Source organism: Streptomyces asoensis, assembly GCF_013085465.1.
GTDB lineage: Bacteria > Actinomycetota > Actinomycetes > Streptomycetales > Streptomycetaceae > Streptomyces > Streptomyces cacaoi_A.
On the sequence record NZ_CP049838.1, the window covers coordinates 7041867 to 7057555 of the forward strand.

Consider the following 15689-nt stretch of genomic DNA (forward strand, 5'->3'; position numbering starts at 1 on the left):
AGTTAGTGCTTTCCTGTGGTTACCGCTTTCGACCTGCCTGTTCGAGGAGTGCCATATGTCCACGCCCGTTATCGCTGTCGCCTACCACTCCGGCTACGGCCACACCGCCGTCCTCGCCGAGGCTGTCCGTGCCGGGGCCGCCGACGCCGGTGCGGAGGTGCGTCTGATCAAGGTCGACGAGATCACCGAGGAGCAGTGGACGCTGCTCGACGGCTCGGACGCGATCGTGTTCGGCTCGCCGACCTACATGGGGACCGCGTCCGGCGCCTTCCACGCCTTCGCCGAGGCGACCTCGGCGCGCTGGGCCACCCAGGCGTGGAAGGACAAGCTCGCCGCCGGGTTCACCAACTCCGGCTCCAAGAGCGGCGACAAGCTGCACACGCTCCAGTTCTTCCAGATCCTCGCCGCGCAGCTCGGCATGCACTGGGTCAACCTCGGCCTGCTGCCCGGCTGGAACAGCAGCACCGCCTCCGAGCACGACCTCAACCGCCTGGGCGTCTTCCTGGGCGCGGCCGCTCAGACCAACGTCGACGAGGGCCCGGACGCCGTCCACAAGGCAGACGTGGCGACGGCGGAGCACCTGGGGCGGCGCGTCGCCGAGACCGCGAAGGTCTTCCTGGCCGGCCGCGCCCAGGCTGCTTGATCGTTTCTGCGGGGTCCGTCACCCGCTGCTCGATCCCTTTTCGGCCCTAGTAGCCGAAGTCCTGCGTCCACCAGGGGCCGCCGGAGCCCAGGTGGACACCGACGCCCAGCGTCTTGAAGTCGCAGTTCAGGATGTTCGCCTTGTGGCCGGGGCTGTTCATCCAGGCCTCCATGACCGCGGCCGCGTCGGCCTGGCCACGGGCTATGTTCTCGCCGCCGAGGTCGGCTATCCCGGCCTTCGCCGCCCGGTCCCACGGGGTCGCCCCGTCCGGATCGGTGTGGTCGAAGAAGCCGCGCGCGGCCATGTCGTCGCTGAACTTCTCGGCGAGCTTCGACAGCGCGCTGTTGGCGGAGACGGCGCTGCACCCGACCTTGGCCCGCTCCTCGTTGACCAGCTTCAGCACCTCGGCCGCGGCCTGCGCCTCGGCCGAGACCGTCACCGGGGACTCGGACTTCTCCGGCGCCTTGGTGGCCGTCTTCGACTTGGACGGAGTGGTCTTCGGTTCCTTCGAGGGTGTGGCCTGCGGCTTCTTGGTGGCCGTCTCGGTCGGCGACGCCGACGCGGTGGAGGTGGAGGGGGAAGGCGTCGGCGAGGCGGAGGGCGAGGTCGACCGGCCGGCGTCACGGCTGGTCGACGTACCACCGCGTTCGGTGTCGGCGGAGCCGGACGTGCCGCCCTGCTCGGAGGCCGAGTTGGTCGGGGAGTCGGCGGCCTGCACCTTGTCGCCCGAGCCGCTGCCGCCGCCGAGCTGGTAGTTGTCGAGGCCGGGCACCACGCCCGTGGCCACCGCGACGGTGCCGATGGCGACGGCCGCGGAGACGCCCAGCAGGCCCGTCTTGACCGGCGTGGCGACCTTCCGCTTGCGGCGGCGGCCGGCCGTGGCCCGGTTCGAGCCCGGCCGCAGGTCACCGTCGTCGGGCCGGAAGCCGTCCATCGCGAAGACCGCGGTGTCGGCGTGGGCGTACTCGTCGCCGGTGGCGTACAGGTACTCCCGGCTTCTGGCGACGGAGTCGGCGTACGCCTCCGGGTTCAGATACGGCGCGATGCCCATCGTGGGGCGCTCGTCGGCGTACGGGTCCTGCGGGGTGTGACTGTCCGCGTGCGAGCCGTGCGTCTGTGTGACCCCCGTGGCGCGGCTCGTGGCGGCGCTGCCGGCGGCGGAGCGTCGGTGGCGTCCCATGTCCTTGCCTTCCTCGTCCAAGCGGTGTTCCCGGCGGTCGCCCGAAGCGCTGGGGCGACGCGCGCCTCCTGCGCCCTCTGGTCGACCTGACTCACCCGATCGAGTGAGTTTCATATGAGAATCATTGGGTGGGGACGGTACCGCATGGCCCTGAGGGGGGAAGTGCTCCGAGCGACTTTGCCCGGTTAGGTTGCACCCATGAACGAGGACGTACGGCTGGTCGCCTGGGTGCGCGGACGTGTCCAGGGCGTGGGTTTCCGCTGGTTCACGCGGGCCAAGGCGCTGGAGATCGGCGGCCTGAGTGGCTTTGCTCTCAATTTGGCCGACGGACGGGTCCAGATCGTCGCGGAGGGGGCCCGAGAGGGCTGCGAGGGACTGCTCGGGTGGCTCCTGGGTGACGACACGCCCGGGCGGGTGGACGGCGTCACCGAGATATGGGACACACCGCGCGGCGGCTACGACGGCTTCGCGATCCGCTGAGGAATCCGCGCCGAACGGCCCGGGAGGGACGCCGGTACATGCCAACGGCACCTGCCCCAGCGAAAAGGGGCAGGTGGTTGCCAAGAATCGCTTGCAGTGGGAGGCTCCGCACGTCAGGATGATCGCCACGCCCCGAGGGCCCCGCAGGAGTCGCAGCGCCGCCGTTCAGGCCGCGCGCCACCGGGATGCCCGCCAATACGGGGCGTGATCGTGTTGACCGTCAAACTTTTTGGTGAGACGCTGAAAGCACCCCGCGCACCTCAGCTGTTTGGCATGGATGAACGGCAGCACCACCAAGATCCTGGCAAGCACCGCGGGTGCGAATCCCTCACGACCCACACCGCTTCGGTCGGTCACTCATTGTGGAGGACCATCCATCATGGCAAAGGCGCTTCTCGGTTACGTCGGCGGCTCCGACCCGCGACTCCTCGCCGAGATGCGACGGCTCCAGCAGCGTGTACAAGACCTGGAATCCGAACTCGGACGCATCCAGGCCGAAAACGACGCGCTGACGGCTGCCGCTTCTCACGAATCGCTTCTGGAGAGCATCGACGCACGCCAGGCGGAGCCTGCGCTCACCTGATCGCTGCACCGCTGCACAACGGCACACGCAGTGGTCGGGCGGCTCATCTCACCGCGTCGGACCGCTAAGTTGTCAGAGTTTGCAAGGGACGCTTCGGCGTCCCTTCTTTCTTTCCCCCGCCCCGTCTTCCCGTCTTTCCCGCCGTCGTCCTGCCCGCTCTTTTGCTTCCCCCGCGCACCCTTTCAGTCTCTTAACGTTTGGTGTGCCCTGCGCGTTCACGGGTGAAACCGCGGGTTCATGGAGTGAGACACCCCCGGAAGGTAGAGTCCAGCGCCGTGCACCTCAAGGCCCTGACCCTCCGGGGATTCAAGTCGTTCGCCTCGGCGACCACCCTCAGGTTCGAACCGGGGATCACGTGCGTCGTCGGACCGAACGGCTCGGGCAAGTCCAACGTCGTCGACGCGCTCAGCTGGGTCATGGGCGAGCAGGGCGCGAAGTCGCTGCGCGGCGGCAAGATGGAGGACGTCATCTTCGCCGGCACCACCGGCCGCCCCCCGCTGGGCCGCGCCGAGGTGTCCCTGACCATCGACAACTCCGACGGGGCGCTGCCCATCGAGTACGCCGAGGTCACCATCACGCGGATCATGTTCCGCAACGGCGGCAGCGAGTACCAGATCAACGGTGACACCTGCCGGCTCCTCGACATCCAGGACCTGTTGTCCGACTCCGGCATCGGCCGCGAGATGCACGTCATCGTCGGCCAGGGCCAGCTCGACTCCGTCCTGCACGCCGATCCCATGGGCCGCCGCGCCTTCATCGAGGAGGCCGCGGGCGTCCTCAAGCACCGCAAGCGCAAGGAGAAGGCGCTCAGGAAACTGGACGCGATGCAGGCCAACCTCGCGCGCGTGCAGGACCTGACCGACGAACTACGGCGTCAGCTCAAGCCCCTCGGCCGCCAGGCCGCCGTCGCCCGCCGCGCCGCCGTCATCCAGGCCGACCTGCGCGACGCCCGTCTGCGCCTCCTCGCCGACGATCTCGTACGGCTGCGCGAGGCCCTTCAGACCGAGGTCGCCGACGAGGCCGCCCTCAAGGAGCGCAAGGAAGCCGCCGAGCAGGAACTGCGCAAGGCCCTCCAGCGGGAGGCCCTCCTGGAGGACGAGGTCCGCCGGCTCGCACCGCGCCTCCAGCGCGCCCAGCAGACCTGGTACGAGCTGTCCCAGCTCGCCGAACGCGTCCGCGGCACGATCTCGCTCGCCGACGCGCGCGTGAAGAGCGCCACCTCCGCGCCGCCCGAGGAGCGCCGCGGCCGCGATCCCGAGGACATGGAGCGCGAGGCCGCCCGCGTCCGCGAGCAGGAGGCCGAGCTGGAGGCCGCCCTCGAAGCGGCCCAGCACGCGCTCGACGACACCGTCGCCCACCGCGCCGACCTGGAGCGGGAACTCGCCGTCGAGGAACGGCGGCTGAAGGACGTCGCCCGGGCCATCGCCGACCGCCGTGAGGGCCTGGTCCGGCTGAACGGCCAGGTCAACGCGGCCCGTTCGCGTGCCGCCTCCGCCCAGGCCGAGATCGACCGGCTCGCTGCCGCCCGCGACGAGGCCCAGGAGCGGGCCGTCACCGCGCAGGAGGAGTACGAGGAGCTCAAGGCGGAGGTCGACGGCCTCGACGCGGGTGACCAGGAGCTCGGGGAACAGCACGAGACGGCCAAACGGCGGCTCGTCGAGGCGGAGGCCGCTCTCACCGCCGCCCGCGAGGCGGTCACGGGGGCCGAACGCAGACGCGCCGCGACCCAGGCCCGCCACGAGACCCTGGCCATGGGCCTGCGCCGCAAGGACGGCACGGGCGCGCTGCTCGGCGCGCGGGACCGGCTGAGCGGACTGCTGGGTCCGGCGGCCGAACTGCTGACGGTGAGGCAGGGGTACGAGGTCCCGCTCGCGGCGGCCTTCGGGGCGGCGGCGGACGCCCTCGCCGTGACCACCCCGGCCGCGGCCGCCGAGGCGATCCGCTTCCTGCGCAAGCAGGACGGGGGCCGGGCCGCGCTGTTGCTGAGCGGCGCTCCGGACGACGTACCCCAGGAGCCGGGGGAGACCGAAGGACCGCGGTACGCCGCCGACCTCGTGCAAGGCCCCGACGATCTGCTGCCCGCCGTACGGCGTCTCCTGCGGGGGATCGTGGTCGTCAGCACGCTGGAGGACGCCGAGGAGGTCGTCTACGCCAGGCCCGATCTCACCGCCGTCACCGCCGAGGGCGACCTGCTGGGGGCGCACTTCGCGCACGGTGGGTCCGCCGGCGCGCCCAGTCTGCTGGAGGTGCAGGCCTCCGTCGACGAGGCCGCGGCCGAGCTCGAGGAGCTGGCCGTGCGCTGCGAGGAGTTGACCGGGGCGCAGCACGCGGCGGGGGAGCGGCGCAAGGAGTGTGCCGCGCTCGTCGAGGAGGCGGGGGAGCGGCGGCGGGCCGCCGACCGGGAGAAGTCGGCCGTGGCCCAGCAACTCGGGCGGCTCGCGGGACAGGCGCGGGGCGCCGCCGGTGAGGCCGAGCGGTCCACGGCGGCCGCGGCGCGGGCGCAGGAGGCGCTGGACCGGGCCGTGGAAGAGGCCGAGGAACTGGCCGAACGGCTGGCCGTCGCCGAGGAGATGCCGGTCGAGGAGGAGCCCGACACCTCCGCGCGCGACCGGCTCGCCGCGGACGGGGCCAACGCCCGGCAGACCGAGATGGAGGCGCGGCTCCAGGTCCGTACGCACGAGGAGCGGGTGAAGGGGCTGGCCGGGCGGGCCGACTCGCTGGACCGGGCCGCGCGGGCGGAACGCGAGGCACGCGCGCGTGCCGAGCAGCGGCGGGCGCGGCTGCGGCACGAGGCCGCCGTGGCGGAGGCCGTCGCCTCCGGTGCGCGCGGGCTGCTCACGCACGTCGAGGTGTCCCTCGGGCGGGCCGAGGCGGAGCGGGTCGCCGCCGACGCCGCAAAGGCGCGGCGCGAGCAGGAACTGGCCGCCGCCCGCACCGCCGGGCGCGATCTCAAGGCCGAGCTGGACAAGCTGACGGACTCGGTCCACCGGGGCGAGGTGCTCGGCGCCGAGAAGCGGATGCGGATCGAGCAGCTGGAGACCAAGGCGCTGGAGGAGCTGGGGGTGGAGCCGGCCGGGCTCGTCTCCGAGTACGGGCCCCACCAGCCGGTGCCGCCCTCGCCGCCCGCGGAGGGCGAGGTGCTGCCGGAGGACCCCGAGGACCCGCGCAACCAGCCGAGGCGTTTCCTGCGGGCCGAGCAGGAGAAGCGGCTGAGGGCGGCCGAACGCGCCTATCAGCAGCTCGGCAAGGTGAACCCGCTGGCCCTGGAGGAGTTCTCCGCGTTGGAGGAGCGGCACAAGTTCCTCAGCGAGCAGCTGGAGGACCTCAAGAAGACCCGTGCGGACCTCCTTCAAGTGGTGAAGGAGGTCGACGAGCGGGTCGAGCAGGTCTTCACCGAGGCGTTCCGGGACACCGCACGGCAGTTCGAGGGTGTGTTCAGCCGGCTCTTCCCGGGCGGCGAGGGACGGCTGATCCTGACCGACCCCGACAACATGCTCACCACGGGCGTCGACGTCGAGGCCCGGCCGCCCGGCAAGAAGGTCAAGCGGCTCAGCCTGCTCTCCGGTGGCGAGCGGTCGCTGACCGCCGTCGCCATGCTGGTGTCGATCTTCAAGGCCCGGCCCAGCCCGTTCTACGTCATGGACGAGGTCGAGGCCGCCCTCGACGACACCAACCTCCAGCGGCTGATCCGCATCATGCAGGAGCTCCAGGAGTCCTCGCAGCTGATCGTGATCACGCACCAGAAGCGCACGATGGAGGTCGCCGACGCGCTGTACGGCGTGTCCATGCAGGGCGACGGTGTGTCGAAGGTCATCAGCCAGCGCCTGCGCTGAGCGGCCCGGAGCGGGGTACCTGAAACCAAGCTCCGAGCGTTTCTTCAAGAGTTGAACACATGCTTCTCACGTGTGCGCTGAAAAGTCACAGTCGCACCCTCTTGACTTCGAAACTTGAAGGCATAGTCTCGGCACCGTTGCTTTTACCTTCAGGTACCACCTATCTGGAGGTGTTGATCCCGTCGGCGGCGTTGCCGACGGCCCGAGGAGTTGAACGTGACCAGCACAGAGCAGGCACAAAAGTCAGGAGCCGGGACGGCTCACCCCGATCATCTCGGGCACGTCATCTTCATCGCGGCGGCGGCCGCGATGGGCGGCTTCCTCTTCGGCTACGACAGCTCCGTCATCAACGGCGCGGTCGAGGCCATCCGGGACCGTTACGACGTCGGCTCCGCGGCCCTGGCGCAGGTCATCGCCATCGCCCTGATCGGCTGCGCCATCGGCGCCGCGACCGCCGGCCGCATCGCCGACCGCATCGGCCGCATCCGGGTCATGCAGATCGCCGCCGTGCTGTTCATCGTCAGCGCCGTCGGCTCGGCCCTGCCCTTCGCGCTGTGGGACTTCGCCCTGTGGCGGGTCGTCGGCGGCTTCGCCATCGGCATGGCCTCCGTCATCGGCCCCGCCTACATCGCGGAGGTCGCCCCGCCCGCCTACCGCGGCCGCCTCGGGTCCTTCCAGCAGGCCGCGATCGTCATCGGCATCGCGATCTCGCAGCTGGTCAACTGGGGTCTGCTGAACGCCGCCGGCGGCGACCAGCGCGGCAAGCTCATGGGCCTGGAGGCCTGGCAGGTCATGCTGGGCGTCATGGTGGTCCCGGCCGTCCTCTACGGTCTGCTCTCCTTCGCCATCCCCGAGTCCCCGCGCTTCCTGATCTCCGTCGGCAAGCGCGAGCGGGCCCGTGACATCCTCGAAGAGGTCGAGGGCAAGAGCGTCGACCTGGACGCCCGCGTCGCCGAGATCGAGCACGCGATGAACAGTGAGCACAAGTCCACGTTCAAGGACCTGCTCGGCGGCTCCTTCTTCTTCAAGCCGATCGTCTGGGTCGGTATCGGCCTGTCGGTCTTCCAGCAGTTCGTCGGCATCAACGTCGCGTTCTACTACTCCTCGACGCTGTGGCAGTCGGTCGGCGTCGACCCGACGGACTCGTTCCTCTACTCCTTCACGACGTCGATCATCAACATCGTCGGCACCGTGATCGCGATGATCTTCGTGGACCGCGTCGGCCGCAGGCCGCTCGCCCTCATCGGCTCCGTCGGCATGGTCGTCGGCCTCGCGCTGGAGGCCTGGGCGTTCTCCTACGATCTGGTCGACGGCAAGCTGCCCGCCACCCAGGGCTGGATCGCCCTGATCGCCGCCCACGTGTTCGTCCTCTTCTTCGCCCTGTCCTGGGGTGTGGTCGTCTGGGTCTTCCTCGGCGAGATGTTCCCCAACCGGATCCGGGCCGCCGCCCTCGGCGTGGCCGCGTCCGCGCAGTGGATCGCCAACTGGGCCATCACCGCGAGCTTCCCGTCGCTGGCCGACTGGAACCTCTCCGCGACCTATGTGATCTACACGGTCTTCGCCGCGCTCTCCATCCCGTTCGTCCTGAAGTACGTCAAGGAGACGAAGGGCAAGGCGCTGGAGGAGATGGGCTGAGCCTCGCGAAGAGGCCCCTGATCTCGAGGAGCCGGGCCACATCCCCGCTGCCCGCTCCTCGATACCCGTAGGACGTGCTGCCCCGGCTCACCCGTTGAGCCGGGGCAGCACGTTCTCGCAGAACAGCCGCAGTCCGCGCCACCCCTCCGCCGTCGGCATCCCGCCGGCCAGCGGATGCAGGACGAGGTTGTCGAGCCCCTGCGCCACGCACTCGTCCGGCGTGAGGATCCGGTAGACCCCCTCGTCACGGAGCTCCCGGACGCTGCCCGCCGCCGACCGCACCGCCGAGCGGATCTCGCCGGACTGCCAGGAGGCGTACGTCCGGGCCTCGTGCAGGAAGTGTTCGCCGTACTCGGCCCACGCCCGGTCCGGATCCTCGGCGATGTGCAGCAGCGGGGTCTCGGCGGCCGGCATCATCGTCCAGCCCTCGGTCCCGTACTCCACCAGCCGCTCCTTGTAGTACGCCTCCAGCTCCGGAAGGTGCGCGCTGGGGAAGAAGGGCAGGCCGAGCCGGGCGGCCCGGCGGGCGGCGGCCTTCGAGGAGCCGCCGACCAGCAACAGGGGGTGCGGTTCGGAGGACGGACGCGGGGTGACCCGCACGGTACGGCCCCGGTACTCGAACTCCTCGCCGGTCCAGGCCTTGAGCAGGGTGTCGAGAAGCTCGTCCTGGAGCCGTCCGCGCCGCTTCCAGTCCACCCCCGCCCGGGCGTACTCCTCGGGCCGGTACCCGATCCCGGCGACCGTGACCAGCCGGCCGCCGCTCAGCAGGTCGAGCACCGCGATGTCCTCGGCCAGCCGCAGCGGGTCGTGCAGCGGGCCGATCACCGCCGAGACCGTGACCGCGAGCCGCCGGGTCGCGCCGAGCACGGCGCCCGCGAAGGCGAACGGCGACGGCAGCCAGTTGTTCTCGGCTCCGTGATGCTCCTCGGTCTGCACGGTCGTGACCCCGCACTCGTCGGCGTACGCGGCCATCTCCAGAGCGGCCCGGTACCGCACACCGAGCTCGGCCGGGGTCGCGTCGGGAGCGACGAGGTTGAAACGGACGACGGTGACGGGCATGGGAGGCCCCCTTCGGCGGATGCGGAGGACCGTAGCTGACGAGGCGTCAGATGGCCATGGGTCCGGACGGCCCGGCTCTACGCTCCGGCCATGACCCGAGCCGTGGTGCCGACCGACCCTCAGGGCGAGGCCGAGCGGGGGGCGCGTCGCCCTCTGGCTCGACCCCGACGACCTGCGGTGGCTCGCCGAGCACTGCTGCTGTCCCGCGGACGCGCCCGCGGAGGTCGAGGACCGCTGTCTGCGTCTGCGCTTCCGGGCGAGGGTCGCGCTGCACAAGAGCGGGCCGACCGGCTGACGCGCGGCCGGGTCGCCGCCCGCCCCGGCGGGGAGGGGTCACGCATACTGGACGCGTTATGGAAATCGTCATCCTTGCTGTAGTCATCGCCGTGGTCGTGCTCGGTGTGCTCGGCGGGCTCGTGGTCGGCAGCCGACGGAAGAAGTCGCTGCCCCCGCCGCCCCCCACCGTGCCCGACATCACCGCCCCTCCGGCCGAGCCGCATGTCGGCGACGAGGCCGAGACGCCGCGCGACGAACCGCGCCGCACGATAGAGGAGGTGGATCTTCCCGACGGCGGCTCGACCGGCACCGCCGTCGAGGAACCGCCCGTTGTCGAGGTTCCCGAGCTCGAGATCCCGGAACCCACCGAGGGGCGGCTGATCCGCCTCCGCGCCCGTCTCTCCCGCTCGCAGAACGCCCTGGGCAAGGGCCTGCTCACGCTGCTCTCCCGCGAGCACCTCGACGAGGACACCTGGGAGGAGATCGAGGACACGCTGCTCACCGCCGACGTCGGCGTGCAGCCCACCCAGGAGCTGGTCGAACGGCTGCGCGAGCGCGTCAAGGTGCTCGGCACCCGCACCCCCGAGGAGCTGCGCAGCCTGCTGCGCGAGGAGCTGCTCAAGCTGGTCGGCACCGATGTCGACCGCACCGTGAAGACCGAGCCCGAGGAGCGCAAGCCGGGCATCGTGATGGTCGTCGGGGTCAACGGCACCGGCAAGACCACCACCACCGGCAAGCTCGCGCGCGTGCTCGTGGCCGACGGGCGGACCGTCGTCCTGGGCGCCGCCGACACCTTCCGCGCCGCCGCCGCCGACCAGCTCCAGACCTGGGGCGAGCGCGTCGGCGCGCACACCGTGCGGGGCCCCGAGGCGGGCGACCCCGCCTCCGTCGCGTTCGACGCGGTGAAGGAGGGCAAGGAGATGGGGGTGGACGTCGTCCTCATCGACACCGCGGGCCGGCTGCACACCAAGACCGGGCTCATGGACGAGCTCGGCAAGGTCAAGCGGGTCGTCGAGAAGCACGCGCCGCTCGACGAGGTGCTGCTCGTCCTCGACGCCACCACCGGGCAGAACGGTCTCGTCCAGGCCCGTGTCTTCGCCGAGGTCGTGAACATCACCGGCATCGTCCTGACCAAGCTGGACGGCACGGCGAAGGGCGGCATCGTGGTCGCGGTCCAGCGCGAGCTGGGCGTCCCGGTCAAGCTGATCGGACTCGGCGAGGGCGCGGACGACCTGGCGCCGTTCGAGCCGGAGGCCTTCGTGGATGCCCTTATCGGCGACTGAGGGCCGTCGCCCGCGAGATCGGCGCCCGGTTCAGGCGCAGAAGAGAACGAAGCGCCCGCCCCCAGGTGCAGTGGGAGCGGGCGCTCGGCTGTGTGCACGCCGTACGGCTCAGGCGCGCGACCGGTGGGCCAGGTAGGCCAGGGTGCCCAGCAGCAGGCGGGCCTCCGGTGGGCGGGTCGCCGAGTCCAGCGCGGGTGGGCGCAGCCAGCGCACCGGGCCGAGCCCGCCGCGATCGGAGGGTGGGGCCGTGATGTACGTGCCGGGGCCGAGACCGCGCAGGTCCAGGGCGGTCGGGTCGTCCCAGCCCATGCGATAGAGCAGGCCGGTCAGTTCGCCGGCGGCGCCGGGGGCGACGAAGAACTGGGTGCGGCCCTCCGGGGTGGCGGTGACCGGACCGAGGGGAAGACCCATGCGCTCCAGTCGGACCAAGGCGCGGCGGCCGGCGGGCTCGGCGACGTCGATCACGTCGAACGCGCGCCCGACGGGCAGCATGACCGCGGCGCCCGGGAACTCCGACCAGGCCCTGCTCACGGCGTCGAGCGTGGCACCGGCGGGGACGCGGGGGGCGAACGCCAGGGGATGCGCGCCGGGTTCGCGGCAGTCGGAGCGCCCGCACGAGCAGACGCCCGCGGCGGCCCGCGCGCCGGGCACCGCGTCCCAGCCCCACAGTCCCGTGAACTCGGCGACGGCGGTGCACTCGGACGAGCGACCGCGCCTGCGCGCGCCGGAGCGGATCTCGCGAATGCCGCCGATCGTGAAGCCCATGCCCCCTCCAACGGGTTCGACGCGCCGATGGTTACGCAGCGATCGTTCGTGGTGACTCTCTGTGCTTCTGCTTCCCGGCGACCGCTCGATCCAGGCAGCGCCTGGAAGCGCTCCGGGTGGTGTGCTGGGTCGTGCGCGCCCCTGAGTGCTTCGCTCCGCTCACTCCCGGCCGTCCTGTGTCAAGTGAATCGCGTACGAGCCACCGGGAGTTCATTCGAAGGGGTGGCGAATGGTGGCGTTTCCGGGATCCTCGTGGCCGGAGCCGTGATCGTAGGATTACTTTGAGTGTGCGGGTCCTGGAGGCACATGCGCTTGTGGGTATGCCGGAGGCAAGTCGGCTTTCCGTTCGAAGGGTGACAAGTCCCGTACGGCGGGCCGTATTTACCGGCATTCTGATAAGGCTTGGCGCACTCAGTGACAAGTGGTCTCAGGGATGGGGGCGTTCCAGTGAGCGGCAACGGCGGAAGCGGAAGTATCGCTGCGGGTGGGGACAAGCGCCCGAACGAGCTGCTCTCTTCGTGGTTCGTGCGCAGCGGCTGGTCGAAGGGTGAACTCGCCCGTCAAGTCAACCGCCGGGCCCGTCAGTTGGGTGCCAACCACATCTCCACGGACACCTCGCGCGTGCGCCGCTGGCTGGACGGCGAGAACCCCCGCGAGCCCATCCCCAGGATCCTGTCCGAGCTGTTCTCCGAGCGGTTCGGCTGTGTCGTCTCCGTCGAGGACCTCGGGCTGCGCGCCGCGCGCCAGGCGCCCTCCGCGACCGGCGTCGACCTGCCGTGGACGGCCCCGCAGACGGTGGCCCAGCTCAGCGAGTTCTCGCGCAGCGACCTGATGCTGGCGCGGCGCGGCTTCCTCGGGACCTCGCTGGCCCTGTGCGCGGGCCCGTCCCTCATCGAGCCCATGCAGCGCTGGCTGGTCCCCTCGCCGCCCGCCCCGCTCGAGGAGCCGGACTCGATCCCGACCAGCCGGGCCCGCGGCCGGCTCTCCCGGCCCGAGCTGGACCTGCTGGAGTCCACCACCGTGATGTTCCGGCAGTGGGACGCCCAGTGCGGCGGCGGACTGCGCCGCAAGGCGGTCGTCGGGCAGCTGCACGAGGTGACGGATCTCCTCCAGGAGCCCCAGCCCGAGTCCACCGCGAGGAGGCTCTTCAAGGTCGCCGCCGAACTGGCGGAGCTCGCGGGCTGGATGAGCTACGACGTCGGGCTCCAGCCCACCGCGCAGAAGTACTTCGTCCTCGCCCTGCACGCGGCGAAGGAGGCCGGCGACCGGCCGCTCGGCTCGTACGTGCTGTCCAGCATGAGCCGCCAGATGATCCACCTCGGCCGGCCCGAGGACGCCCTGGAACTGATCCACCTCGCGCAGTACGGCAGCCGGGACTGCGCGAGCCCGCGCACCCAGTCCATGCTGTATGCGATGGAGGCCCGCGCCTACGCCAACATGGGGCAGCCCGGCCGGTGCAAGCGGGCGGTGCGGATGGCCGAGGACACCTTCGCCGAGTCGGACGAGTGGGACGAGCCGGACCCCGACTGGATCCGCTTCTTCTCCGAGGCCGAGCTCTACGGCGAGAACAGCCACTCGTTCCGCGACCTCGCCTATGTCGCCGGCCGCAGTCCCACCTACGCCTCGCTGGCCGAACCCCTGATGCGCAAGGCCGTGGAGCGGTTCGCGGGCGACCACGACCACCAGCGGTCGTATGTGCTGAACCTGATCGGCATGGCCACGGTGCACCTCCTCCAGCGCGAGCCCGAGCAGAGCGCCACCCTCGCCACCCAGGCCATGAAGGAGGCCAAGAAGGTGCGCTCCGAGCGCGTCAACACTCGTATCCGAAAGACCGTCGACAGCGCCGTACGCGATTTCGGGGATCTTTCCGAGGTCGTGGACCTGACCGAGCGGCTCACCATCGAGCTTCCGGAGACGGCCGAAGCGGTCTGATCCGGCTGATCCACAGAGTAAAACCCCGGAACTCCGGCCGCGGCCGGCCCTCCCGAACTGCCCGACTCGGCTCCCCCATGCCAGGTCATTCGGAAGGCCGCCCGCGGCCGGTTTATTGCGTTCTTCGAAGGTTGCGCCACGATAACGATCCACTCGACGAACATCAGCCAGTTCATCGAGGCGTAACGCACGAGGCGCCTTCGTCACAGCGGCGAAACAACGAGGGGCTTCCACCGAAACCGCGCTGCGCGAATCTCATGGCGCATAACCGGCCCACCCCTCACGACCCGCTCTGGCTTCGCCCGCACGGGGCCGTACCTACGACGAGGAGACGCCGATGGCACAGGCCGCCATCACGCTTGCGGCGGACGCACCCACGCTGTCGTCCGCGAACACAGGCTTCATGCTCATCTGTTCCGCACTGGTACTGATCATGACCCCGGGCCTCGCCTTCTTCTACGGAGGCATGGTCCGCGTCAAGAGCACGCTCAACATGCTGATGATGAGCTTCATCAGCATCGGGATCGTCACCATCCTGTGGGTGTTGTACGGCTTCTCCCTCGCTTTCGGTACCGACTCGGGCAGCCTCATCGGCTGGAACTCCGACTGGGTCGGTCTCAGCAATATCGGCCTGACGGAGCTGTGGGACGGCTACACCATCCCGATCTTCGTGTTCATGGTCTTCCAGATGATGTTCGCGATCATCACGCCCGCCCTGATAAGCGGTGCGCTCGCCGACCGCGTCAAGTTCTCCGCGTGGGCGCTGTTCGTCGCCCTGTGGGCCACGGTCGTGTACTTCCCGGTCGCGCACTGGGTCTGGGGCGCCGGTGGCTGGGCCTTCGAGCTGGGTGTCATCGACTTCGCCGGTGGTACGGCGGTGCACATCAACGCCGGTGCCGCGGCCCTCGGCGTGATCCTCGTCATCGGCAAGCGGGTCGGGTTCAAGAAGGACCCGATGCGCCCGCACAGCCTGCCGCTGGTCATGCTCGGCGCCGGTCTGCTGTGGTTCGGCTGGTTCGGCTTCAACGCCGGCTCGTGGCTCGGCAACGACGACGGCGTCGGCGCGCTGATGTTCGTCAACACGCAGGTCGCCACCGCCGCCGCCATGCTGGCCTGGCTCGTCTACGAGAAGATCCGCCACGGCGCGTTCACCACGCTGGGCGCCGCCTCCGGTGCGGTCGCCGGTCTGGTCGCCATCACCCCCTCGGGTGGTGCGGTCACCCCGCTCGGCGCGATCGCGGTCGGCGCCATCGCCGGTCTGCTGTGCGCCATGGCCGTCGGCCTGAAGTACAAGTTCGGCTACGACGACTCGCTCGACGTCGTCGGCGTCCACCTGGTCGGCGGTGTCGTCGGCTCCCTGCTGATCGGCTTCTTCGCCAGCGGCAAGGGCCAGTCCACGGCGACCGGTGTCTTCTACGGCAACCACTCCTTCGACCAGCTGTGGAAGCAGTGCGCCGGTGTCTTCGCGGTCCTCGCCTACTCGCTGGTGGTCTCCGCGATCCTCGCCTTCCTCCTCGACAAGACCATCGGCATGCGGGTCTCCGAGGATGACGAGGTGGCCGGCATCGACCAGGCCGAGCACGCCGAGACCGCATACGACTTCAGCGGTGCCGGCGGCGGCGCCGCCCGCACGACCGCCCTTCCGACCGCGGTCACCGACGCGAGCAAGAAGGTGGACGCATGAAGCTCATCACCGCCGTCGTGAAGCCCCACCGGCTGGACGAGATCAAGGAAGCCCTTCAGGCCTTCGGCGTCCACGGTCTGACGGTCACCGAGGCCAGCGGTTACGGTCGTCAGCGGGGACACACCGAGGTCTACCGCGGCGCCGAGTACACGGTCGACCTGGTTCCCAAGATCCGCATCGAGGTGCTGGCCGAGGACGACGACGCCGAGCAGCTGATCGACGTCATCGTCAAGGCGGCCCGTACCGGCAAGATCGGTGACGGCAAGGTCTGGTCCCTCCCGGTCGAGACGGCCGTTCGGGTCCGCACCGGCGAGCGCGGCCCGGACGCGCTCTGAC

General features: G+C 70.5%; 12 protein-coding genes. 9 read left to right on the plus strand and 3 right to left on the minus strand.

The genetic code is table 11. From position 1 onward, the window contains the following. Positions 1 to 55 precede the first annotated feature (55 nt). Positions 56 to 643: a flavodoxin family protein gene (locus G9272_RS31605; RefSeq protein ID WP_171399652.1), complete on the plus strand. Its 588-nt coding sequence runs from the start codon at positions 56 to 58 to the stop codon at positions 641 to 643. Positions 644 to 689: 46 nt separating this feature from the next. On the opposite strand, the gene G9272_RS31610 is transcribed toward G9272_RS31605, so the two are convergent. Beyond that, positions 690 to 1823 (minus strand): CAP domain-containing protein, encoded by a 1134-nt coding sequence (locus G9272_RS31610; protein ID WP_171399653.1) that lies wholly within the window; start codon positions 1821 to 1823, stop codon positions 690 to 692. 198 nt (positions 1824 to 2021) lie between these two features. Here G9272_RS31610 and G9272_RS31615 point away from each other — a divergent pair, with 198 nt between their 5' ends. From G9272_RS31615 to G9272_RS31630, 4 genes are all read left to right on the plus strand, one after another. Beyond that, positions 2022 to 2303 (plus strand): acylphosphatase, encoded by a 282-nt coding sequence (locus G9272_RS31615; RefSeq protein WP_171399654.1) that lies wholly within the window; start codon positions 2022 to 2024, stop codon positions 2301 to 2303. Positions 2304 to 2682: 379 nt separating this feature from the next. Beyond that, positions 2683 to 2886: a hypothetical protein gene (locus G9272_RS31620; RefSeq protein WP_020128723.1), complete on the plus strand. Its 204-nt coding sequence runs from the start codon at positions 2683 to 2685 to the stop codon at positions 2884 to 2886. Positions 2887 to 3161: 275 nt separating this feature from the next. Further along, complete coding sequence (gene smc, locus G9272_RS31625; RefSeq protein WP_171399655.1) at positions 3162 to 6719, plus strand: chromosome segregation protein SMC; 3558 nt, start codon at positions 3162 to 3164, stop codon at positions 6717 to 6719. Positions 6720 to 6935: 216 nt separating this feature from the next. After that, entirely contained in the window at positions 6936 to 8354 is a 1419-nt protein-coding gene (locus tag G9272_RS31630) for a sugar porter family MFS transporter (protein WP_171399656.1), read from the plus strand. 87 nt (positions 8355 to 8441) lie between these two features. Here G9272_RS31630 and G9272_RS31635 read toward each other — a convergent pair whose 3' ends face one another. Next, the gene (locus G9272_RS31635; protein ID WP_171399657.1) at positions 8442 to 9413 is read right to left on the minus strand and encodes an LLM class flavin-dependent oxidoreductase; all 972 of its coding nucleotides are present in this window, start codon (positions 9411 to 9413) and stop codon (positions 8442 to 8444) included. 353 nt (positions 9414 to 9766) lie between these two features. Here G9272_RS31635 and ftsY point away from each other — a divergent pair, with 353 nt between their 5' ends. Continuing rightward, the gene (gene ftsY / locus G9272_RS31640) at positions 9767 to 10972 is read left to right on the plus strand and encodes a signal recognition particle-docking protein FtsY (protein WP_171399658.1); all 1206 of its coding nucleotides are present in this window, start codon (positions 9767 to 9769) and stop codon (positions 10970 to 10972) included. A 108-nt stretch (positions 10973 to 11080) separates the two neighbouring features. Here ftsY and G9272_RS31645 read toward each other — a convergent pair whose 3' ends face one another. Further along, entirely contained in the window at positions 11081 to 11737 is a 657-nt protein-coding gene (locus G9272_RS31645; RefSeq protein WP_171399659.1) for a bifunctional DNA primase/polymerase, read from the minus strand. A gap of 447 nt (positions 11738 to 12184) precedes the next feature. Here G9272_RS31645 and nsdA point away from each other — a divergent pair, with 447 nt between their 5' ends. From nsdA to G9272_RS31660, 3 genes are all read left to right on the plus strand, one after another. Then, positions 12185 to 13669 carry a transcriptional repressor NsdA gene (gene nsdA, locus G9272_RS31650; RefSeq protein ID WP_171399660.1) on the plus strand — a complete coding sequence of 495 codons (1485 nt, stop codon included), beginning with the start codon at positions 12185 to 12187 and terminating at the stop codon, positions 13667 to 13669. A 337-nt stretch (positions 13670 to 14006) separates the two neighbouring features. Continuing rightward, a complete protein-coding gene (locus tag G9272_RS31655; protein WP_171399661.1) occupies positions 14007 to 15353 on the plus strand; it encodes an ammonium transporter in 1347 nt (448 codons plus the stop codon). Then, positions 15350 to 15688: a P-II family nitrogen regulator gene (locus tag G9272_RS31660; protein WP_003997576.1), complete on the plus strand. Its 339-nt coding sequence runs from the start codon at positions 15350 to 15352 to the stop codon at positions 15686 to 15688. Before G9272_RS31655 ends, G9272_RS31660 begins: the two co-directional genes overlap by 4 nt. The last annotated feature ends 1 nt before the right edge of the window (position 15689 follow it).